Here is a 20,517-nt window from a genome sequence, read left to right on the forward strand (position 1 = left end):
TTTGCTCTACTAGCTAAGTGTGAAGTTCTGTAAGTTTATATTAAGCTATTAATAGTGGTTAATTCTGTGATGAAGCGGCAACCACTTGGCTGTTATCAAGACTGAATATAATTTTACTGCCGCTTGTAAATATGTTGCCTAATCTAGAGTCTGTACTGTGAAGCACTGAAAGGATTAATTCAGAGGTTTCTGTTGTTACATTACCTAAATCCACTGCACATAAGTAGTCACCGCATCTCACAGGTTGAGCGCCTATTGCGGCACCACGTTCAATAATCGATTGTAGAGCTTCATTGAGCTTGTTTTCTAACCTGACAATTTCGTTATTGGTATTCAGCGAGTGCATGTTTAACATGACTTCATGGAAGTTTTCTGCAGACAACAACGCAATCATTGGCTCTAAAAGCGTGGCATCGGCTTTTTCGTCATAAAACGTTTCTTTGAAATTTGAGTTTAGGGTGAAGATGGCGCATAGGCCTGAATCTGTTTCTTCTAAACAATAAGTGGTTTTGTTTTGTTTGCTAATGTCGTTACTCTGAGCGCAGACAGCTTTAGTACTATCAAGACACTCATTATCATCCTCATTTGAGGCATGAGCGTCAGTGATTTTATTGATTGTTGAAGGTTCTAGTAAGCTTTTTGATCTTTCTAAAGGTTTGTCTTTAAATATGAGTTCATGTGAAACCGCTTTTGCTGTGCCATTTGACTCTACTTTTTTCACTCTATACAAAGAAAAAACGACGACAAAAAGAGAGATAGAAATCAGAGCTATAAAAATCCTTTTTTTCATATGCATCCATTTCAATTGATTCTATTCTCTACTCTCATTTAAATAGTAAATATTGTCAACTAGACTAATTTACTATCTAATGAGTTTTCTCATAATTCCAATGAAAATTAATACACCGCAAAACACTAGAATAGGCCATTGGCCCAACCGATAAAATAATGTTTCGCCCTTTATGAGCTTTATGTCTGCCCTTAAAACTCCTGTTTCAAACTGCGGTAGCTTTTCAGTGATTTTGCCATGCTCATTCACTACAGCCGTTACACCATTATTGGTCGCTCTTACGAGTGGTCGACCCAATTCCAAAGCTCGCATTTGTGCTATCTGCATATGTTGTAATGGGCCGTTTGATGTCCCAAACCAAGCATCGTTTGAAACGGTCAGAAGTACGTCACTGTTAGCTTTAAGGTTTGCTCTCACTTGTTCTGGGAATGCGATTTCAAAGCAAATTGCAGTTGTGAAGTGATAACCTAAGGCTGTTAAATCTGGTTGCACATAATCACCGCGAGTAAAAGACGACATTGGTAAGTTAAATAAAGGCGCAATGGGTCTTAGTATGTTTTGCAGTGGTACAAATTCACCGATAGGCAAAAGGTGATGTTTTTTGTATTGGTTTGCTCCATGCGCAACGTAATCACCATGAGCTTGCTGTTTATGTTCGCTGTTACCAAGCACAATCATTTGGTTGAAAAACTCATGATTTTTAAGGCCAATTATACCTGTAATAATTGCACTGTTATTTAATGTTGCAGCTTCATTTGCCGTTGCTAAGAACTGAGTAACATTCGGATCTAACTGCGGTGCAGGAATAGCGGCTTCAGGCCAGATGATGACATCCGCATTAAAGTTATCACGGGTCAAGTCCATGTATTTAATCATGGTCGGCCAAAGTGCATCAGGGCGCCATTTCGTACTTTGTGCAATGTTGCCTTGCACCATAGCGAGCTTAAATGACCTGCCATCTTCATGAATATTTGACAGTGATGGTGAGAACCAAGTGAGTAGAGCAACGATCGGAAAAGTAACAGCAAGCGGTATCAGCTTTCTTTGAAATAATAAGGCAATACAAGCCGCTACCAACATTAAAGTAAAGCTAAGGCCGAGGGCACCGATACTTGGCGCTAATTGTGAAACAGGACCTTCAGTTTGTGAATATCCAGCCCACAGCCAAGGAAATCCGTAAGCACCTAGGCCACGCAGCCATTCAAAGATTGTCCAAAGCGCTGGAAAGAATAGTAATGTATTTAAACTTGAACTTCGCTTGCTTGATAATTTTCGACTTAAGTAACCCACAAAAGCAGGAAACAGTGCTAAATACAGCGCCAATAAAGCCATTAAAAGCATCGAGCCAATAAGCGGAATACCGCCGTATTCAGACATGCTCACATGAACCCAACTGATCCCTACGGCAAAATAGCCAAAGCCAAAGCTAAGCCAGTACTTAAAACTCGATTTGGCTGAAAAAGACTTTGACTGCCAGAGCGAAAATGCAAAGGCAAAAGGAAGGATTATCCAGATATTATAAGGCGCAAAGGATAACGTGCAGCTGGCACCAGCTAAAAAAGCGGCCACTAAGTGGAGTAACTTGTGGCCGTTTTCAGATTCAGTTCTAAAAATATTAGACATGCTCTTCGGGCAATTTCACTCGTAATTGAATTAGTCTGCGAGTATCTGCGTTGGTGACTTTAAATTCAACCCCTTGAATGGTAATTTCTTCATCTCGCTCAGGTAGATGACCAAAAGCATGAGAAACTAACCCTCCAACGGTATCGAACTCTTCATCACTGAATTTAGTATTAAACTCTTCATTGAAGTCTTCAATTGCCGTTAAGGCTTTAACCAGGTAAACGGTGTTATTTACCCGACGGATTTCATTTTCATCTTCACTTTCGTGATCGAATTCGTCTTGGATTTCACCGACAATTTCTTCCAGAATATCTTCAATAGTGACTAACCCTGAAACGCCACCGTATTCGTCAACCACAATCGCCATATGATAGCGTTCGCTTCGGAATTCTTTAAGGAGGATGTCGACACGTTTACTTTCAGGCACAACAACCGCTGGACGGATCACTTTATCAATTGAAAAGGCTTCATCATTTTGATTAAAGCCAAACTTGATGAGATCTTTAGCAAGTAAGATACCTTCGATATGATCTTTATCGTCATTGATAACAGGGAAACGTGAGTGGGCAGAAGTAATGACAGTATTGAGTAGTGCTTCAATTGAGTCATCAATATTTAAGGTAACGATTTGAACCCGAGGGATCATGATATCGCGAACCCGCAGGTCGGATACTTCAAGCACACCTTTAATCATTTCTCGGGTGTCTTCAGTGATTAAATCGCGTTGTTCAGCGTCATCAATGACTTCAACTAACTCTTCTCTATTTTGAGGCTCGCCCTGAAACATCTGGGTTACTTTATCAAACCAGCCTTTCTTATGGGCGCTGCTACTCGGGGGGATGTCGTCACTCATAGTTTTTCGCTTAACGTAACTCTAATGGATTTAGAGGCAGTTAATTATTGCTCCTTATACGGATTTTCAAATCCTAGACTTTCAATTAATTGTGTTTCTAACGATTCCATTTCTTCGGCTTCGTTATCTTCAATATGGTCATACCCTAGCAGATGCAAACAGCCATGTACAACCATATGAGCCCAATGGGCTTTCAAGGTTTTTTTTTGCTGAATAGCCTCAGCTGCAACGACGTCTGCAGCAACGACTAAATCCCCTAAAAGAGGCAGTGATATGCCTGGTGGCACCTCGAATGGAAAAGACAATACGTTTGTTGGCTTGTCTTTTCCACGGTAAGCAGAGTTCAACTCTTGGCTTTCATCATTTTCGACGATACGAATCGTTAACTCTGCAGTGTCTCTATGATCTTTGAGAACTGCTGCTGCCCAAAGTTCAAAATCTGACTGAGAGGGTAAGTCAGAGGCTTGAGATGCAACTTGCAAATCTAAATCAAGCTTCATCTGTTTTGTCTTCTTGAGCCTTTTTCATGGCTTGCTCACGTCGAGCTTTTGCTGCTTGGATTTGCATTTCGTGTTCTTCATAGGCCTCAACAACTCGTGCCACAACAGGGTGTCGAACAACATCGTGTGAAGCAAAAAAGTTAATACTGATTTCGTCAACTTTACTCAACACTTCTATGGCATGGCGTAAACCCGACTTGGTACTTTTCGGTAAATCGATTTGAGTCACGTCACCAGTGATGACCGCACGAGAATTGAAACCAATTCGGGTCAAGAACATTTTCATCTGTTCGACCGTAGTATTTTGGCTTTCATCAAGAATGATAAAGGCATCATTTAACGTTCGACCACGCATATAAGCAAGAGGTGCAACTTCAATGACGTTCTTTTCCATCAAACGTTCCACTTTTTCGAAACCAAGCATTTCAAACAGAGCATCATAAAGTGGGCGTAAATATGGGTCGACTTTCTGGCTTAAATCACCAGGTAGGAACCCAAGTTTTTCTCCAGCTTCAACGGCAGGGCGAGTTAATAAAATTCTACGAACTTCTTGACGTTCTAGTGCATCAACGGCTGCAGCAACGGCAAGGTAAGTTTTACCCGTACCGGCAGGACCAACACCAAATGTAATGTCATGACGGACAATATTAGCGACGTACTGACGTTGATTTGGATTTCGAGGCTTAACAACACCACGACGTGTCTTAATAAACAACTCTTTATCACCAGTGCTGTCATAAGCTTCAACAGATACCGCTTCTTGAATTGCGATATGAACCTGCTCAGGTTCCAAGTCTGGCGTGCTACCTTTTACTGGTTGCGTCTCGACATACAAATCTTTAAGTAGGTTGTTTGCAGTTAAACAAGCTTGAGGTTGACCAACAATAGTAAAGTGATTATCACGATAGCTGATTTCAATGCCTATTCGACGTTCTAACTGTTTAATGTTGTCATCGAAAGGACCACAAAGTGCGGCAAGACGGCGAGACTCAGCAGGCTCTAGGTACAAGTTCATTGTAGTTAGTTTACTGGACAATCAGGGCTCCAAAATCAAGTATTGTTGTCACACCTGCGATTAACAGGTGCCCAGTGACTTTGAATCAAAAAAGAGCAAAGACGCTGGATTCCTGCCTACGCAGGAATAACTGCATAAAAATCGATATTAACAATATTGGTTAAAAAAGGGCAGCTTAAAAGCTACCCTTAAATACAATTTAATTATAACTGATTTTTATGGAGTAAAGGTACCTACACCCAAATCATCTTCAGTTTTATGTTTAGCAACAATATCTTCTGGACGAAGATTGCGACGTAGATCCATTTCATCTTCGCCGCGAATAAATTTACCGCGTAATGAGTTGGTATATACATCAACAATTTCAACATCGACAAACTGGCCAATGTGTTTATGTTGACCTTCAAAGTTTACAACGCGGCTGTTCTCGGTACGACCACGAAGTTCCATAGGATTTTTAACTGAAGGACCTTCAACCAAAATGCGCTGAACAGTACCGACCATATGACGACTGTAACGCATCGCATATTGAGTAATTTGGTGCTGCAATCTTGCTAGACGCTCTTTTTTCTCAGCCAATGGCACTTCATCTGGTAAATCAGAAGCCGGAGTGCCTGGGCGGGCGCTGTAAATGAAGCTGAAACTGTGATCGAATTCGATATCAGTAATTAACTTCATCGTGTCTTCGAAGTCTTGTGCAGTTTCGCCAGGGAAGCCCACAATAAAATCAGAGCTGATTAAAATGCCAGGGCGGGCTTTTCGTAAGCGGCGAATAATCGACTTATACTCCAGTGCCATGTGGCCACGTTTCATTGCCGTTAAAATACGATCCGAACCGGTTTGTACTGGTAAGTGTAAAAAGCTAACAAGTTCAGGCGTATCTTCATAAACATCAATGATGTCTTGTGTAAACTCAATCGGGTGGCTTGTGGTAAAACGCAGACGGTCGATACCATCAATTGCTGCCACATAGCGGAGTAACTCTGCAAAGGTGCATATGTCACCTTCGAACGTTTCACCACGATAAGCATTTACATTTTGACCCAGTAAGTTAACTTCACGTACGCCTTGCTCAGCCAATTGCGCAACCTCAAGAATGACATCATCTAAAGGACGACTGACTTCTTCACCACGTGTATATGGTACTACGCAGAATGAGCAATACTTACTACAGCCTTCCATAATAGAAACGAAAGCCGTTGGCCCGTCAGCACGAGGCTCTGGCAGACGGTCAAATTTTTCGATTTCAGGGAAACTAACGTCAATAACGGCTTTTTCACCTTTCTTCACCTGGTCAACCATTTCTGGTAGGCGGTGCAAGGTTTGTGGGCCAAAGATCAAGTCTACAAAATGTGCTCGTTCTTTGATGTGTTTGCCTTCTTGTGTAGCAACACAACCACCAACTCCAATAATTAAATCAGGTTTTTTATCTTTTAAGGTTTTCCAGCGACCGAGCTGATGGAACACCTTTTCCTGCGCTTTTTCACGAATTGAGCAGGTATTAAGTAGCAGCACGTCTGCTTCTTCAGCTTCATCTGTTAAGGTGTAACCCTCATACTCGTCCATTAAGTCGGCCATCTTTGAAGAGTCATACTCATTCATTTGACAGCCCCAGGTTTTGATGTGAAGTTTTTTACTCATCAGTTTGGTTCACTCTGTACCGCTTGGATAAAAAATAGCGGAATATTCTAACCTTAGAAAGTCTGTCTTACTAGCATTTGTGCGCATTGAAGTGTGATTTGTTCAGCAAAAGCTTTTTCACGTATTTTTTGTGTGGATTAAATTTCAATAAGTTAGTAATGGCTAAAACGCAAAATACATCACGGCAGCAGATATTAAGATGAAGTAGGGAATAGGGGATTGCCAAACTTTAATCCCTAATTGTGCCTTTTCTATAATCGCTGCTTTAACATCATAGTCTGTCGGGAAAAGAAAAAATAAGGTTATCAGTGCACAGGTTAGTGCAATAAGTCCTAAATGATATTGAGTGAGAATTGCGCTTGCAAACGAAGCGATAATAACTAAAGCTAATAATGCTTTAAATACTTGTTTCATAACTTCTAAATCTTTCTGTTTAACGTCTAATGTGTTATTAAATGTGCAATAAGAACAAAAAAAGAGCAATTGGAATGTCGCATATTGTCAGTAAAAAGTTAGCTTTAGGTTTCTCAGTTTTAGGTCTCACAATGTCCATGGTTAATGCAGCCCCCGATAGAGTTACAGGTAAAAACTTTGCTACTCGCTCTGAGGTCATTGCTCAATATGGCATGGTTGCGACCAGTCAGCCTTTAGCTTCTCAAGTTGGTATTGATATTTTAAAGCAAGGAGGTAATGCCATAGATGCAGCCATTGCTGCTAATGCTGCTTTAGGCCTAATGGAACCTACAGGTAATGGGATCGGTGGCGACTTGTTTGCCATTGTTTGGCATGCGAAATCAAAAAAACTGTACGGCTTAAATGCCAGTGGCCGATCGCCACAGTCGTTAAACTACGCCAAGTTACAACAAGAGCTAAAAAATCAAAATTTATCGTCAATTCCACCTTATGGGATGTTGCCAATATCGGTTCCGGGAACGGTAGATGGTTGGTTTGAGCTGCATAATAAATTTGGTGGAATGCCAATGCAGAAAGTTCTTCAACCTGCTATTGATTACGCCAACAAGGGGTTTCCTGTCAGTGAGTTAATTGCCTATTATTGGAATCGAAGCGTACCTAAACTTGCCCCTCAGGTGGGGGACTTCTCAAAAACATTCACAATAGCGGGCAAGGCGCCCGAAAAAGGGCAAATTTTTAAAAATCCAGACCTTGCTAATACTCTGTCTTTAATTGCAAAACATGGACGAGATGCGTTTTACAAAGGTGAAATTGCTAAAACTATCGATACGTTTATGAAGGACAATGGTGGTTATCTTAGCTATCAAGATTTGGCTTCTCATACGTCAACTTGGGTAGAGCCGTTATCCACTAATTACCGTGGTTACGATGTATTTGAATTGCCACCAAACGGTCAGGGTATTGCTGTGCTGCAAATGCTCAATATGCTGGAACAATATGATTTAGCTTCATTAGGTTTTGGAACTGAAGAAACTCTGCATTTAATGACTGAAGTTAAGAAGCTAGTTTTTGAAGATAGAGCTAAATTTTATGTTGACCCTGACTTTTACGATATTCCACTTAAAGGCTTTGTCAGTAAACGATATGCGAAAATGCGTAATGAATTGATTGATAAAAAAGCGGCCAAACGAGTTGATGTCGGAAACCCTGCACTTTATCAAGGGGACACTATTTATCTCACTACAGCCGATAAAGAAGGCAATATGGTGTCGCTCATTCAAAGTAATTATCGAGGCATGGGATCTGGTGTTGTTGTGCCCGGTACAGGCTTTGTATTTCAAGACCGTGGTCAATTGTTTTCTATGGATAAAACACACGCTAATGTTTATGAAGCAAACAAACGGCCATTTCATACCATTATTCCTGCGTTTGTTCTAAAAGACGGGAAACCGTTTATGAGTTTTGGTCTTATGGGTGGTGCAATGCAACCGCAGGGGCATGTTCAGGTTCTCACAAATATCATCGATTTTGGCATGAATCTACAAGAAGCTGGAGATGCGCCACGATGGCAACATTATGGCTCTACAGAACCAACAGAAGCAAATGGAACAACGTTAACTGATGGTGGTGAACTCATGCTTGAAACCGGTGTTCCTTATGAAACCATTCGTGAGTTAATAAAGCGGGGCCATAAAATTGGTTTTGATGTCGGTGGTTATGGTGGCTTTCAAGCCATTATGTGGGATGAAGACAATCAAGTTTATATTGGCGCTTCTGAGTCTCGTAAAGATGGGCAAGCAGTAGGTTACTAATCAGTACTTTTACCTATTTTGAAAGGCTAGTATTGTTTCTTTTAGCCTTTCTGACTGTTTTTGGCGTTTTATTTCGTTAGCCCTTACTCCAATGTGTGAATTACCGGTCATTGTTGATAAAGCGTTAAGCCTTTCTGCTGCTTTGTGGGCTTCTTGCTCTTGAAAGTATTTTACAGCTCTTGCTTTCGATTCTTGACTAGGCTTTGGAGGGGCTTCCTTTGTTTGGGGCGTCGGATGCTTTATCAAATAGTTGATGGTTTGCAGTTCTAAATATTTATACCCATGATACCTGAAGATGCTCGATTTCAGCGAGAATGCACAGCTTGTTAATCAAGGTGACAGTGTGCGGCAATAGTGAGCTATTGTTAGCACTGGCAACACAGAGTAACACGCTGTACAACTCGCACTTCGTGGACTTCTCAGCACCAATTCTTCTTTGTTACATTAGCTCGAAAGAATCCCGATATTCCTTCGCTAATGCGCCTCAAAGAATTGGCGCTGAGAAAGTCCTGAAACATGCATCTTCAGGTATCATGGGTATAGATCCATCAAACTCTCCTTTAGGGAGGTTTGAATCAGCACTTAAAAAAATGATCCTTCAGAAACTAATGCTAAAACTCTATATGCTTTTTCTCCTTCTTGAAAAATGACGGGAAAACCACTTTCTGTAGCTTTTGCTTGCATTTGTTTAAAGTCTTCAGGTTTCAAAGATGATGGAAGCCCATTTTTAACTATGCACGGAATCTTTAATGGATTAGACATTACTTTTTTTGAATGCTGTGGGTTTACAAGGGATTTCAACACAAACCAATAAAGTTTAATAATTAATTTATGTTAATATAGAGTGGTTAAGCAATAGGCATTTAAAGGTTTCTTGTGAGCGATTCATTTAAGTTTAAATTCAGTGATGCAGTAGTTGTTGGTGGTGGTATGGTCGGTGCCGCAACTGCACTAGGTTTAGCCCAGTTAGGTTTGACGGTAACGGTTTTAGAACACCAGCAACCTAACCCTTATGATGACTCTGCGCCGCTTGATGTTCGGGTTTCTGCAATCAGTGTAGCTTCAGAAACATTATTGGAACGTCTGGGAGCTTGGCAAAATATTACTGCAATGCGTAATGCGCCATATTTAGGGTTAGAAACTTGGGAATTAGAAGGTTTTATAACTCAGTTTTCTCATCAGCAGCTCGATATTCCACACCTTGGGCATATTATTGAAAACCGTAATGTGCAGCTTGGCATTTGGCAAGCGTTGAAAGCTCATGAAAAAGTCACAGTGATTTGTCCTGCGAGCATAATTAACTATTCACGTATTAATGAGCAAACCCTTTCTATTACTCTAAAATCGGGTGAAGTTTTTCATACCAACTTATTAATTGGTTGTGACGGTGCAAATTCAAAAGTCAGAGATTGGGCTGGGATTGGGATTACTGGTTGGGACTATAAACAGTCAGCCATGCTCGTCAATATTGAAACACAAGTGCCGCAACAAGATGTGACTTGGCAACAATTTACTCCTAGTGGTCCTCGCAGTTTACTGCCTCTCCCTGGTAATCATGCTTCACTGGTTTGGTACGATTCCCCCAAAGTTATTGCACAATTAATGCAACTGAACTCGGTTCAGCTTGCAGAGCAAATTCGTCAGCACTTTCCAAGCAGATTAGACCCTCATTTTACTGTATTAGACAAAGGTGCATTTCCTTTAACCCGCCGCCATGCTAATGAATACTATAAGGATAATGTCGTAATCCTAGGTGATGCAGCACACACCATTAATCCGCTAGCGGGACAGGGGGTGAATCTTGGATTTAAAGATGTCGATGCTTTAATAACCTCAATATCTGAGGCGTTGGGAAGCAATCAAACTTGGTTTAGTAAAGAAGTCTTGCAGAGTTATCAAAAAGTAAGATACAGAGATAACTTGTTGATGCAAACCGGGATGGACGTATTTTATAAAAGTTTCAGTAATGATCTTACACCGGTAAAAGCAATAAGGAGTCTAGCGTTAAAAGTCGCTAACATTGATTCTCCGATTAAGAAGCAAGTACTTAAATATGCGCTAGGGCTGTAATTGAAGCGCTATTTTTGTCTTTCTAAGGCGTGTTTGAGTGTCCAACCAAGAGTGCTTTTCTTCAAAAGATTTAAATTCAGGCGCATTGATAAGGCTACGGTTAAACCTTCGAGGTTCTGTAACTTGGTATCTTTCACCCACATTGAGTGACGTGAAACTGCGTGAGGCCATCTTGATTTTTCAGTAATATATAATTCAAGCGCATAGTTTGTTCCTTTTCCAAACTTAGGAAAAAACTCGACTCTTTTTTATCACCAAGACTAGTCTTGCTTTGAGGTCTGAAGTTTCGTTGTCTGGTAATAAAAGTTGTTCTGGGTTAGTGGGCGATTGTTCGTAGAGACAAGCTGTATAGGCCTTTAGAGTATCAAGTGACATGTCTGTTATTTTTACGAAACTATAGTGCTTTTAGTCTATCATTTGCAGGTTTAACGTAAGTTTATTCAACATTATTCTCTCATTAATTTTATTTAAGCTTCTTATTATTTTTGACTCTAATATCTTGAGTGTTAAAATTCGTCGATTTATTTGATAGGTAAGATGACAAAGGGTAGGAATGAGCGACATTAAATTAATTGTCGGTTTAGCAAATCCAGGGACTGAATATGCCAAGACTCGTCATAATGCAGGTGAATGGTATGTGCGAGAGTTAGCTCGAATTAGCGGAGCTAATTTAGCGATGGAGAGTAAGTATTTTGGATTAACGGCTAGAGCAACATTGCACGGTAAAGATGTGCGCTTGTTGATCCCTACTACTTATATGAACTTAAGCGGCAAAGCCGTTGGAGCTTTAGCCAATTTTTATAAAATTGAGCCTGAGCAAATTCTTGTCGCTCACGATGAGTTAGACATGCCTCCTGGTGTAGCGAAATTCAAGCTCGGTGGAGGCCATGGTGGGCACAATGGCTTAAAAGACATTATTGCCAAACTTGCCAATAATAAGAATTTCTATCGACTAAGAATCGGTATTGGGCATCCTGGGCATAAGAATCTAGTGAGCAATTATGTGTTGAGTAAAGCCAGCCCAACTGATCAGGAACTTATGGATGCTACAGTCGATGAAGCTGTGCGTTCGACTGAAGTCTGGTTCAAGCAAGATTTAACAGTAGCTATGCAAAGATTACATTCTTTCAAAGCTGAGTAATTTTAAAGAACATTTATACTTGTCATTTCTGTATAAGCAGGCTTGGCAAAAGAAAGCTAGTGAACATATAAAGGTAAAAAAACTATGGGATTTAAGTGCGGTATTGTCGGCCTTCCTAACGTGGGTAAGTCCACACTATTTAATGCATTGACTAAAGCAGGCATCGAAGCGGCTAACTTCCCGTTTTGTACAATTGAGCCAAATACAGGTGTTGTTCCAGTACCTGATACACGTCTAAATGTATTAGCAGAAATTGTAAATCCACAAAAAGTGCTTCCTACTACTATGGAGTTTGTGGACATTGCGGGCTTGGTTGCTGGTGCATCAAAAGGTGAAGGTCTGGGGAACAAATTCCTAGCAAACATTCGCGAAACAGACGCTATCGGTCATGTGGTTCGTTGTTTTGAAGATGAAAACATTGTTCACGTTGCTAATAAAGTTGATCCTGCTGGAGATATTGAGGTTATCAATACTGAGTTAGCGCTTGCTGATTTAGATAGCTTAGAGCGTGCAGTTACTCGTCAAGCGAAAAAAGCCAAAGGCGGTGACAATGACGCTAAGTTTGAACTCACTGTTTTAGAAAAAATGCGCCCGATTCTTGATGAAGGCGAAATGCTACGTTCATTAGAACTCACAAAAGAAGAGTTAGAGGCAGTTAAATACCTAAACTTTTTAACATTAAAGCCTACTATGTATATCGCAAACGTTGCTGATGATGGTTTTGAAAATAACCCTCATTTAGATGCTGTTCGTGAAATTGCTGAAGGTGAAAATGCTGTCGTGGTTGCTGTATGTGCAGCAATTGAGTCTGAGCTGGCAGAGATGGATTTAGAAGAGCAGCAAGAGTTCTTAGCTGAACTTGGTCTAGAAGAACCTGGATTAGATCGCGTTATCCGTGCTGGCTACGAATTATTGAATTTACAAACTTACTTTACCGCCGGTGTGAAAGAAGTACGCGCTTGGACTGTTTCGGTTGGTGCAAGTGCTCCGCAAGCCGCTGGTGTGATCCATACTGATTTCGAAAAAGGCTTTATTCGTGCTCAAGTCGTTTCATATGATGACTTTGTAGAGTTTAAAGGTGAGAATGGCGCTAAGGATGCAGGTAAGTTACGTGTAGAAGGTAAAACTTACGAAGTTAAAGACGGTGATGTAATGCACTTCTTATTTAACGTTTAATTTTCAAGCGTTACAAATCGTAATTGATACGATTTTTACTTGGCTTGCTGAAATCCTAACCGCTTGAGAGCAGCAAGCCGAAATTTACGAAAAAAGCGGTTGACCTTAATAAGGCGAATAAGCATAATACGCCCCGTTCCCGACGACGGGACACTGTAGTGGCTATGTAGCTCAGCTGGTTAGAGCACAGCACTCATAATGCTGGGGTCGCAGGTTCAAGTCCCGCCATAGCTACCATCTTCTCTAAGATGTAAAACATAGAGGCTCCGTGCGGGAGTGGTGGAATTGGTAGACACGCCAGATTTAGGTTCTGGTGCCGTAAGGTGTGAGAGTTCAAGTCTCTCTTCCCGTACCATTGACTTATTTAGATAAGTCAATAAGATTATTTAAGATTGGGATATCGCCAAGCGGTAAGGCACCGGGTTTTGATCTCGGCATTCCCAGGTTCGAATCCTGGTATCCCAGCCATCTTACTAATCTTGTGTCAATATGACGATTGGGATATCGCCAAGCGGTAAGGCACCGGGTTTTGATCTCGGCATTCCCAGGTTCGAATCCTGGTATCCCAGCCATTGGCTATGTAGCTCAGCTGGTTAGAGCACAGCACTCATAATGCTGGGGTCGCAGGTTCAAGTCCCGCCATAGCTACCATCTATTCTTTTCAAAAAGAGTGAGATGTAAAACTAAATACTCCGTGCGGGAGTGGTGGAATTGGTAGACACGCCAGATTTAGGTTCTGGTGCCGTAAGGTGTGAGAGTTCAAGTCTCTCTTCCCGTACCATTTTTTAAGTCTTATACTTAAAAAATACAAAATTAAGATTGGGATATCGCCAAGCGGTAAGGCACCGGGTTTTGATCTCGGCATTCCCAGGTTCGAATCCTGGTATCCCAGCCATTTTAATTTAGTTAATCTCTATTGATTAACGATAAAATCAGTTTGTAACTTCTGTAAAAAGTTAGTTTGTCTATGCGGGAGTGGTGGAATTGGTAGACACGCCAGATTTAGGTTCTGGTGCCGTAAGGTGTGAGAGTTCAAGTCTCTCCTCCCGTACCATCTTTTAAGTCTTATGTTCATAAGCACATTCAATAAACATATCTCAAAAACGTTACCTTCAACTAATATTCAGTTTATTTAAGCTACAATTTTAGTATCTTCGAATTGAATCAATATCTTATGCCGTTCAAGCTGCTCAATGTTGTGCATTGTATTGCAGTGATGGTATAGCGAATGTTCAATTTATACCTGAGTTGATTGATACGAGTGGTATTTTATGGCTGATCCAACGAACAAAGCTGCTGTTGAGGCTGGACAAGCAGTTTATACGAAACGACTCCTTTCTATTTACGATATCCTTGTTCTGGGTCTGTCTAATTCATTTGTGTGGAATTGTTCGACAAAAAAGCTAAGGAAAGTATTTGAAGATAATGCCAGTCTCAATCATTTAGACGTCGGTGTTGGAACAGGTTATTACCCAGACAAATGCCTGGATGATAGCGAAAGAAGGCTCGCCTTGTTTGATCTAAATGATAATAGTCTCAGTGAAAGTGCATCTCGAAATCAAAGGTTTAGCCCTGAAGTGTACAAAGGCAACGTATTTGAACCATTAAAACTCAGTTGTGAAAAATTTGACTCGATCAGTTTGAATTATCTGTTGCATTGCTTACCCGGAGACATGAAAGATAAAGCCAAGGTATTTAAAAACCTTGCTCAGTGGCTAAATGAAGATGGTGTACTTTTTGGAAGTACTATTCTTGGAAAAGGCTATGAAAAAGGATTCAGCGCACGTGTACTAATGGATTTTTATAATCGAAAAGGCGTTTTTGATAACCTAGAAGATGATGTTGAAGGGCTTGAAAATGCTTTAAAGCAAAGCTTTAAGGATGTTGAAATAGAAGTTGAGAACTGTGTAGCGATTTTTATTGCAAGAGAGAAGAAATAACCATCCTTGGAAGGTTTTCTTTTTAGAGTTTTATTGTGCTTCTTCTTTTAACAATTGAACTGAAGCTTCACCAATCAGTTGATGAACGGTATTTTTACCTTCTTCCCCAAGAGAGTTGAGAGCATTGCTTTCTAAGTTTTCGACTGCTCGAAAATGAGCCAAGCGATTATCGTTGTAGCCACAAAGACTGAAAAACAATCTCATCACAGCTTTATATCTTGGTTTCGCCAAAGTTGCAGCCCATGATTCTTTAAGTGCGCTAACTGAGCTGAAGTTCATTGATTGCACGAAAAGCTCGCCAATTCTTTCATCAAGTTTTACGAGAAAATCGGTTTTCTTAGGAAAGTGGTGGCTGATGCCTGTACGGCTAATTCCTGTAGCCTCTGAGAGTGTGGTATAGGACATGGCTTCAAAGCCAATGGATAATATTTGTTTAAAGGCTTCGTCCATGATTTGGTTGATTGTAACTTCGGTTTGAGACTTTGAACGCTTAGCCATAAAAAGACTACCCCATAAGTGTGTTTATGCTGAAAATATTACCAAAGGCATTTGCTAAATTCTTAAAATAAATCAAATTGTTCAGGCAAGATTCAGTTTACCGTCAGGGTGAAAGCATGAGTTATTGTTACGTTATTATTCTTTTGGGTTTTGCGGCGGTAAATGGAGTTTTTTCATGAGCTCATCTGCCTTATTTTGTCCCAGTAAATAGTCAAAAGTAGGATATAGAAATCGGGCAAGTTTGGGGCGTCGCCAGTATAAATAATTGGGTAAATCTCTTGTTGAATTATCGTCAAATAAGAAGCGAATTAAATTATAGGTTTCTTGTTTGTCATCCCCCTCTAGCTCATCTACGTATGGGTGCACTGCTTGGATAAACTCTGAGTAGCTTTTAAAGCTATTAATGTGCAGTGCAGAGTATTGTGACAAAACTTGAAGTAAAATTGGGCTGCTCCAGTGATTCAAATTGGTAGGATCATTGATAACATCAATGTTTCTTCTATGAAATTGTTGCCATGCTAAATCAGTACGCTGCGTTTCTTTTACACTGCGCCACAGTAAATATAAGTCAGCTTGCCATTCATGCTGAAATTGATTTTTGGGACGAAACCTTTGAGGAAGGTCATTATTAAAAAGGTGCCCTTCTTCATGCCATAAAGATAATTGACGTTGTTGATTTAAATGTAACTTTAATGGTTTATTTCGAACAATGGCAAACGCTTCTGTTGGCGTCTCACTGGGATTGATTAAAATCAACCCTGATGTTTTAGGTGCTTGAAGCGGGATAACCATTGCATGGCGAAGTCCCATCATTTCTCGGTATCGATGTGATTTTGGAGGTAAATGGTCTAATGCAGATTGAGGCAGTGCTTTTAAACAGTGTTGAATTTGGTTGATATTGCATACTAAAGCTCGTTTATCGTTGATATCAACCCAATGAAATGAAGCGAGAAGCAGTGCTTCAATCACTGCTTAGCCATAATGTTTTCGATGATTTTTGTTGTAGATACGCCATCTTCGAAACAAAGAACCCGAACTTCACCGCCTGCGGCCATCACTTCTTTACCGCCAGCAATATCTTCAATTTTATAATCGCCGCCCTTGACTAGCAAGTCAGGCAACAATTTGGCAATAACACGTTGGGGTGTGTCCTCTGTAAATGGCACGACCCAGTCTACAGAGCTTAAGCCTGCTAAGACCGCCATACGTCGGTCAACAGGATTAATGGGTCTGTCTTCACCTTTTAAGCGTTTCACTGAATCATCGTCGTTAACGGCGACAATTAAACGGTCACCAAGCTCTCTTGCTTGCTTCAGGTAGCTCACATGCCCAGCATGAAGAATATCGAAGCAACCATTGGTCATAACGACGGTTTCACCTTTTTCTCTTGCTTGCTTAAGCGTGATCACCAGTTGATCTTCTGTAACAACACCTAAACCAGATTCACCATGATGAAGTGCTAACGCTTCGATGAGCTCAAGTCGAGAAACACTCGATGTACCCAACTTAGCTACAACAATGCCTGCTGCAGTGTTGGCGATGGCACAAGCGGTTTTGATATCAGAACCTGCGGCTAAGCATGTTGCCAATGAAGATATAACGGTATCACCTGCGCCAGTTACATCATAAACTTCTCGTGCAACAGTTGGGATGTGGAATTCAGCTTCGTCAGGAGTAACTAATGTCATCCCTTTTTCTGAACGAGTGATTAAAATTGAATCGATATCAAAATCTTTCAATAACTGTTGAGCTTTTTGTTGAAGGTCAGCTTCTGATTCAACTTTACCCGCTACCGTTTCAAATTCTGAAAGGTTAGGCGTTAATAAGCTGGCACCACGATATTTGGAAAAGTCACTACCTTTAGGGTCGATAAGAACTTTTACGCCTTTGCTTCTCGCAAGTTTAATAAACGCCTGAGGTTGCTGAATAGCACCTTTGGCATAGTCAGACAAAATAACTACATCTGTATTATCAAGAAGCTGGCTCGTTTGTTCTAAGAGGGCTTCGCTCTCTTGAATTTCAAAACCATCTTCGAAATCCAAGCGAATCAATTGTTGGTTTCTTGAAAGTACGCGTAACTTAGTGATAGTCGGTTTATCTTCTACTTGTAACCACTTAGGCTCAATCGATTGTGCGTTTAAGCTTTTCGTTAACGCAGTCGCTGGTTCATCCATGCCGACAATTCCGGCTAATTGAACTTGGCCACCGAGGCTCGCAATATTTAAAGCAACGTTCGCTGCACCACCGGGTCTGTCTTCATTGTGATCAATTTTAACAACGGGTACAGGCGCTTCAGGAGATATTCGTCCCGTAGAACCAGCCCAATAGCGGTCGAGCATGACATCACCAACAACAAGAACTTTGGCATTTTCAAAAGCCGGAAGAGAAACCTTCATCTTAATTCGTCTGAAAAATAGTTAATTAAACCGGATTCTACCTAATTCTGTTATTTTTTGCGTTAGAATATTGGGATATTCAGATTTTTTTGTGAGTGATCCGTGGTAGAAAACGCAACATTTTCTTATAAGTTACTGCATCCGAAGTTTTGGTTAATGTGGTTAGCAATTGGGCTTATGCGCCTGTTAACGCTATTACCGTTAAAATTTCAAATGCGACTGGGGGCTGGGTTAGGTTCTTTTGCTAAGAAATTGATTAAAAAAAGAGAAAAAACAGCACGAAGAAATCTAGAGCTTTGTTTTCCAGAAATGCCTGATTCAGAAAAAGCGGAACTACTGCACCGAAATTTTGAAGAAACAGGTAAAGCCATTTTTGATACGGTAAATGCTTGGTGGTGGTCTGATCGTCGCATTCAACAGCATATGAATATCAAAGGTAAAGAATACATCCGAGATACGCTAGACTCTGGTCAGGGGGTGATCTTGTTTGCTGTGCACTGTTTACCTTTAGAAATGGGCGCTCGCATTATCGGACAGTTTCAAGCTGGAGTAGGTGTCTATCGGCCTCATAATAATCCTGTCATGGAGTATCTACAGGTCAAAGGCCGCTTACGTTCTAACGATGGTTTAGTGCCAAAACGTGATTTACGTAAAATGGTACGTTGCTTACGTAATGGTCGTATGATTTGGTATACAGCGGATCAAGACTTTGGTCGTTCGAGTGCTGTATTTATTCCGTTTTATGGGGTAAATGAAGCTGCAACAATCACTGGAGGTACTACGCTAGCCAAATTAGGTAAAGCCAAAGTCATTCCATTATTTGTTGAACGCAATGAAAGTGATGATGGTTATAACGTAGAGTTTCTTCCTCCATTGGATAATTTCCCGGGTGAAGATGAGTTAAGTGATGCAACCAGAGGCAACCATATTATCGAAGAGTTAATCGACCGAAATCGCTCACAATATATGTGGTTACATAGACGCTTTAAAACTAGACCGAATAAGTCAGACCCTTCTCTGTATAAGTAACCTGTAAAATTATGACTATAATTGTCTCTGGTTCAAACAATAAAAGGCCAGAGACAATGTTTAAACGATTTCTTGTTATCACTTTCGCTTTATTTTCTTTTTCCGCCGTTGCAAAGCCCTTCGATGCGAGTCTGACGGGGTCATTTACAATGGGCACCAGTGCCGATAAATCTAATTATCATGTTGAAAATGATGATGTGATGCTAGGGTTCGATGTCGCCTATCAATATCACATCGATAATAACTGGGGGGTCGAGCTGGGTTATAAGACGGTTTCCCCTGATGTGTTTACCAGTATCATTAATGATGTATTTGATAATGATATTGTTTTAGATGATGTTGATACGGTTAGGTTAGCTGGACAATATACCTCTCCAATCTCTGAACGGAATCAATTACTATTTTCTCTGGGTGTACAGCGCTATGATGTGACTTATCGCCTAAGAAACTCTGCTGAACAAACCTTATCTAAGTTCGATAAAGATGGCTTTAGTTATTATGCCCGAGTAGGTTGGCGCTATCAGTTTGATGGTGGCTTTTTACTCGGCCTAAGTTATGACTATCAAGACTTAGATGTTTTAGATATGGGAACAGGCAACCTAACGTTAGGATTCAGTTTTTAAATCGATATATATTTTAAGAAACCACTTCTTTACGAAGAGCTGATGATTTTATCAGCCCTTTCGTTTTACATAAATTTAACATTTCAGTATCTTTTACTGCGCTATATAAAATATAAGGATGTAATATGAAAAAATTAGCGCTTCTTCTCCCATTACTTTTTAGCTCTTCAGTGTTTGCAGAAAAATCGAATCAGAATTTTTTAGCTTCTTTAAACCTAAAAAACTCAGTTGAACGCTAAATAACTTTTTAAGCTTATGAAAGTAAGAAAATAATCTGATTAACTGTTATCACCCATTGGGTGAATTGCTCTACGCTCACAAGCTGGCTAAAATTGCCGTTATCTACGTTAGAACGTGCAGCAAGTAGATTAACTACTTGCTGCACGTTCTGCCTTGCTACCGACAATTTTTTCTGCGCTTGAGAACGTACCCAACTGAGTTTTCTAGGTTAAACCTTTGCATCGCAAACGGGGATAAAATTATAGCTGAAGAGAAACTTGCCGATGGAGATTTAATGATTGGTTATGATCTCGCTTATCAATATAAATTCAATAATAAGTGGGGCGTTGAGGTAGGGTATAGACACTCTGAACCCGAAGGTACTTTTAGTGCATTAAAAGCCATTTCGTCTCTCTTTGTTGGTACATTAGAGCTTGATTACGCAAACAGTATTCGTGCAGCTGCGGTCTACACGCATTCATTTTCTGATAACAATAAATTTGACTTTAAACTCGGCGTGCAAAGGTATGATGTCAAATCTACTTTGAAGGGTTATGTGCCTGTTCCAGTTATCGGCGGTGAAGAGCAGCCTATTAATACTATCAGTGTATCTGATGATGGTAGGGGCTTATATGCTGGCTTGGGTTGGCGCTATCAATTTGATTCTGGGTTTGCCCTCGGAGCCAGTTTAGATCATCAAGATATGGACGTGCTGAACGTTACCAGTTTAAATTTAAGCTTAGGTTTTCACTTTTAATGTAATTGCTATTAAAGAGCC

19 protein-coding genes and 8 tRNA genes are annotated in these 20,517 nt (G+C 40.4%); 16 read left to right on the forward strand and 11 right to left on the reverse strand.

Annotated elements, in window-relative coordinates:
• Window positions 1–58: 58 nt before the first annotated feature.
• The 7 genes from JQC92_RS00305 to JQC92_RS00335 all read right to left on the reverse strand — a co-directional run bounded on the left by JQC92_RS00305 (window position 59) and on the right by JQC92_RS00335 (window position 6,836).
• Entirely contained in the window at window positions 59–790 is a 732-nt protein-coding gene (locus JQC92_RS00305) for a hypothetical protein (protein ID WP_204997764.1), read from the reverse strand.
• A 72-nt stretch (window positions 791–862) separates the two neighbouring features.
• Entirely contained in the window at window positions 863–2,413 is a 1,551-nt protein-coding gene (lnt, locus tag JQC92_RS00310) for an apolipoprotein N-acyltransferase (protein WP_204997765.1), read from the reverse strand.
• Window positions 2,406–3,266: a CNNM family magnesium/cobalt transport protein CorC gene (gene corC / locus JQC92_RS00315; RefSeq protein ID WP_204997766.1), complete on the reverse strand. Its 861-nt coding sequence runs from the start codon at window positions 3,264–3,266 to the stop codon at window positions 2,406–2,408. The genes lnt and corC overlap by 8 nt, the downstream gene beginning before the upstream one ends.
• Window positions 3,267–3,310: 44 nt before the next feature.
• Window positions 3,311–3,766: an rRNA maturation RNase YbeY gene (ybeY, locus tag JQC92_RS00320; protein ID WP_204997767.1), complete on the reverse strand. Its 456-nt coding sequence runs from the start codon at window positions 3,764–3,766 to the stop codon at window positions 3,311–3,313.
• The gene (locus JQC92_RS00325) at window positions 3,756–4,802 is read right to left on the reverse strand and encodes a PhoH family protein (protein ID WP_204997768.1); all 1,047 of its coding nucleotides are present in this window, start codon (window positions 4,800–4,802) and stop codon (window positions 3,756–3,758) included. The genes ybeY and JQC92_RS00325 overlap by 11 nt, the downstream gene beginning before the upstream one ends.
• Before the next feature lie 195 nt (window positions 4,803–4,997).
• On the reverse strand, window positions 4,998–6,422 hold the full coding sequence (miaB, locus tag JQC92_RS00330) for a tRNA (N6-isopentenyl adenosine(37)-C2)-methylthiotransferase MiaB (protein ID WP_204997769.1): 1,425 nt from the start codon (window positions 6,420–6,422) through the stop codon (window positions 4,998–5,000).
• Between the two features lie 162 nt (window positions 6,423–6,584).
• Complete coding sequence (locus JQC92_RS00335) at window positions 6,585–6,836, reverse strand: hypothetical protein (protein WP_204997770.1); 252 nt, start codon at window positions 6,834–6,836, stop codon at window positions 6,585–6,587.
• 131 nt (window positions 6,837–6,967) lie between these two features.
• Here JQC92_RS00335 and ggt point away from each other — a divergent pair, with 131 nt between their 5' ends.
• Window positions 6,968–8,647, forward strand: coding sequence for a gamma-glutamyltransferase (gene ggt / locus JQC92_RS00340; RefSeq protein ID WP_239480243.1), 1,680 nt, complete (start codon window positions 6,968–6,970; stop codon window positions 8,645–8,647).
• A 582-nt stretch (window positions 8,648–9,229) separates the two neighbouring features.
• Here ggt and JQC92_RS00345 read toward each other — a convergent pair.
• Window positions 9,230–9,409 (reverse strand): hypothetical protein, encoded by a 180-nt coding sequence (locus JQC92_RS00345; protein ID WP_204997772.1) that lies wholly within the window; start codon window positions 9,407–9,409, stop codon window positions 9,230–9,232.
• A gap of 114 nt (window positions 9,410–9,523) precedes the next feature.
• On the opposite strand from JQC92_RS00345, the gene JQC92_RS00350 reads away from it, so the two are divergent.
• The 12 genes from JQC92_RS00350 (at window position 9,524) to JQC92_RS00405 (ending at window position 14,974) form a co-directional block, all read left to right on the forward strand.
• On the forward strand, window positions 9,524–10,717 hold the full coding sequence (locus JQC92_RS00350) for an FAD-dependent oxidoreductase (RefSeq protein ID WP_338049473.1): 1,194 nt from the start codon (window positions 9,524–9,526) through the stop codon (window positions 10,715–10,717).
• 553 nt (window positions 10,718–11,270) lie between these two features.
• Window positions 11,271–11,858 carry an aminoacyl-tRNA hydrolase gene (pth, locus tag JQC92_RS00355; RefSeq protein WP_204997773.1) on the forward strand — a complete coding sequence of 196 codons (588 nt, stop codon included), beginning with the start codon at window positions 11,271–11,273 and terminating at the stop codon, window positions 11,856–11,858.
• 84 nt (window positions 11,859–11,942) lie between these two features.
• A complete protein-coding gene (gene ychF, locus JQC92_RS00360) occupies window positions 11,943–13,034 on the forward strand; it encodes a redox-regulated ATPase YchF (RefSeq protein WP_204997774.1) in 1,092 nt (363 codons plus the stop codon).
• A gap of 160 nt (window positions 13,035–13,194) precedes the next feature.
• Window positions 13,195–13,271, forward strand: a tRNA-Met gene (locus JQC92_RS00365).
• Window positions 13,272–13,304: 33 nt separating this feature from the next.
• Window positions 13,305–13,389: transfer RNA gene (locus JQC92_RS00370), tRNA-Leu, on the forward strand.
• A 38-nt stretch (window positions 13,390–13,427) separates the two neighbouring features.
• A tRNA-Gln gene (locus JQC92_RS00375) sits at window positions 13,428–13,502 on the forward strand.
• A gap of 29 nt (window positions 13,503–13,531) precedes the next feature.
• Window positions 13,532–13,606: transfer RNA gene (locus JQC92_RS00380), tRNA-Gln, on the forward strand.
• Window positions 13,607–13,608: 2 nt separating this feature from the next.
• Window positions 13,609–13,685, forward strand: a tRNA-Met gene (locus tag JQC92_RS00385).
• 45 nt (window positions 13,686–13,730) lie between these two features.
• Window positions 13,731–13,815, forward strand: a tRNA-Leu gene (locus JQC92_RS00390).
• Window positions 13,816–13,854: 39 nt separating this feature from the next.
• A tRNA-Gln gene (locus JQC92_RS00395) sits at window positions 13,855–13,929 on the forward strand.
• A gap of 74 nt (window positions 13,930–14,003) precedes the next feature.
• A tRNA-Leu gene (locus JQC92_RS00400) sits at window positions 14,004–14,088 on the forward strand.
• 217 nt (window positions 14,089–14,305) lie between these two features.
• The gene (locus JQC92_RS00405) at window positions 14,306–14,974 is read left to right on the forward strand and encodes a class I SAM-dependent methyltransferase (protein WP_204997775.1); all 669 of its coding nucleotides are present in this window, start codon (window positions 14,306–14,308) and stop codon (window positions 14,972–14,974) included.
• A gap of 30 nt (window positions 14,975–15,004) precedes the next feature.
• Here the strand turns inward: JQC92_RS00405 and JQC92_RS00410 are convergent, their stop codons facing one another.
• From JQC92_RS00410 to hldE, 3 genes are all read right to left on the reverse strand, one after another.
• A complete protein-coding gene (locus JQC92_RS00410; RefSeq protein ID WP_204997776.1) occupies window positions 15,005–15,472 on the reverse strand; it encodes a TetR family transcriptional regulator in 468 nt (155 codons plus the stop codon).
• Between the two features lie 135 nt (window positions 15,473–15,607).
• Complete coding sequence (locus JQC92_RS00415) at window positions 15,608–16,441, reverse strand: hypothetical protein (protein ID WP_204997777.1); 834 nt, start codon at window positions 16,439–16,441, stop codon at window positions 15,608–15,610.
• Complete coding sequence (gene hldE / locus JQC92_RS00420) at window positions 16,438–17,868, reverse strand: bifunctional D-glycero-beta-D-manno-heptose-7-phosphate kinase/D-glycero-beta-D-manno-heptose 1-phosphate adenylyltransferase HldE (protein WP_204997778.1); 1,431 nt, start codon at window positions 17,866–17,868, stop codon at window positions 16,438–16,440. The genes JQC92_RS00415 and hldE overlap by 4 nt, the downstream gene beginning before the upstream one ends.
• Window positions 17,869–17,970: 102 nt before the next feature.
• Here hldE and lpxL point away from each other — a divergent pair, with 102 nt between their 5' ends.
• From lpxL to JQC92_RS00435, 3 genes are all read left to right on the forward strand, one after another.
• Window positions 17,971–18,897 carry an LpxL/LpxP family Kdo(2)-lipid IV(A) lauroyl/palmitoleoyl acyltransferase gene (gene lpxL / locus JQC92_RS00425; RefSeq protein ID WP_204997779.1) on the forward strand — a complete coding sequence of 309 codons (927 nt, stop codon included), beginning with the start codon at window positions 17,971–17,973 and terminating at the stop codon, window positions 18,895–18,897.
• A gap of 56 nt (window positions 18,898–18,953) precedes the next feature.
• The gene (locus tag JQC92_RS00430) at window positions 18,954–19,520 is read left to right on the forward strand and encodes an outer membrane beta-barrel protein (protein WP_204997780.1); all 567 of its coding nucleotides are present in this window, start codon (window positions 18,954–18,956) and stop codon (window positions 19,518–19,520) included.
• Window positions 19,521–19,938: 418 nt separating this feature from the next.
• Entirely contained in the window at window positions 19,939–20,496 is a 558-nt protein-coding gene (locus JQC92_RS00435) for an Lpg1974 family pore-forming outer membrane protein (protein WP_476739464.1), read from the forward strand.
• Window positions 20,497–20,517 lie beyond the last annotated feature (21 nt).

The sequence above is a fragment of the Parashewanella hymeniacidonis genome (genome assembly GCF_016900895.1).
GTDB classification, from domain to species: Bacteria; Pseudomonadota; Gammaproteobacteria; order Enterobacterales; family Shewanellaceae; genus Parashewanella; species Parashewanella hymeniacidonis.

Bases quoted from the DNA above. Each gene is read 5' to 3' on its own strand.
- JQC92_RS00305 (WP_204997764.1), bottom strand. From the start codon at position 790: ATGAAAAAAAGGATTTTTATAGCTCTGATTTCTATCTCTCTTTTTGTC.
- lnt (WP_204997765.1), bottom strand. From the start codon at position 2,413: ATGTCTAATATTTTTAGAACTGAATCTGAAAACGGCCACAAGTTACTC.
- corC (WP_204997766.1), bottom strand. From the start codon at position 3,266: ATGAGTGACGACATCCCCCCGAGTAGCAGCGCCCATAAGAAAGGCTGG.
- ybeY (WP_204997767.1), bottom strand. From the start codon at position 3,766: ATGAAGCTTGATTTAGATTTGCAAGTTGCATCTCAAGCCTCTGACTTA.
- miaB (WP_204997769.1), bottom strand. From the start codon at position 6,422: ATGAGTAAAAAACTTCACATCAAAACCTGGGGCTGTCAAATGAATGAG.
- JQC92_RS00335 (WP_204997770.1), bottom strand. From the start codon at position 6,836: ATGAAACAAGTATTTAAAGCATTATTAGCTTTAGTTATTATCGCTTCG.
- ggt (WP_239480243.1), top strand. From the start codon at position 6,968: ATGTCCATGGTTAATGCAGCCCCCGATAGAGTTACAGGTAAAAACTTT.
- JQC92_RS00345 (WP_204997772.1), bottom strand. From the start codon at position 9,409: ATGTCTAATCCATTAAAGATTCCGTGCATAGTTAAAAATGGGCTTCCA.
- pth (WP_204997773.1), top strand. From the start codon at position 11,271: ATGAGCGACATTAAATTAATTGTCGGTTTAGCAAATCCAGGGACTGAA.
- ychF (WP_204997774.1), top strand. From the start codon at position 11,943: ATGGGATTTAAGTGCGGTATTGTCGGCCTTCCTAACGTGGGTAAGTCC.
- JQC92_RS00405 (WP_204997775.1), top strand. From the start codon at position 14,306: ATGGCTGATCCAACGAACAAAGCTGCTGTTGAGGCTGGACAAGCAGTT.
- JQC92_RS00410 (WP_204997776.1), bottom strand. From the start codon at position 15,472: ATGGCTAAGCGTTCAAAGTCTCAAACCGAAGTTACAATCAACCAAATC.
- hldE (WP_204997778.1), bottom strand. From the start codon at position 17,868: ATGAAGGTTTCTCTTCCGGCTTTTGAAAATGCCAAAGTTCTTGTTGTT.
- JQC92_RS00430 (WP_204997780.1), top strand. From the start codon at position 18,954: ATGTTTAAACGATTTCTTGTTATCACTTTCGCTTTATTTTCTTTTTCC.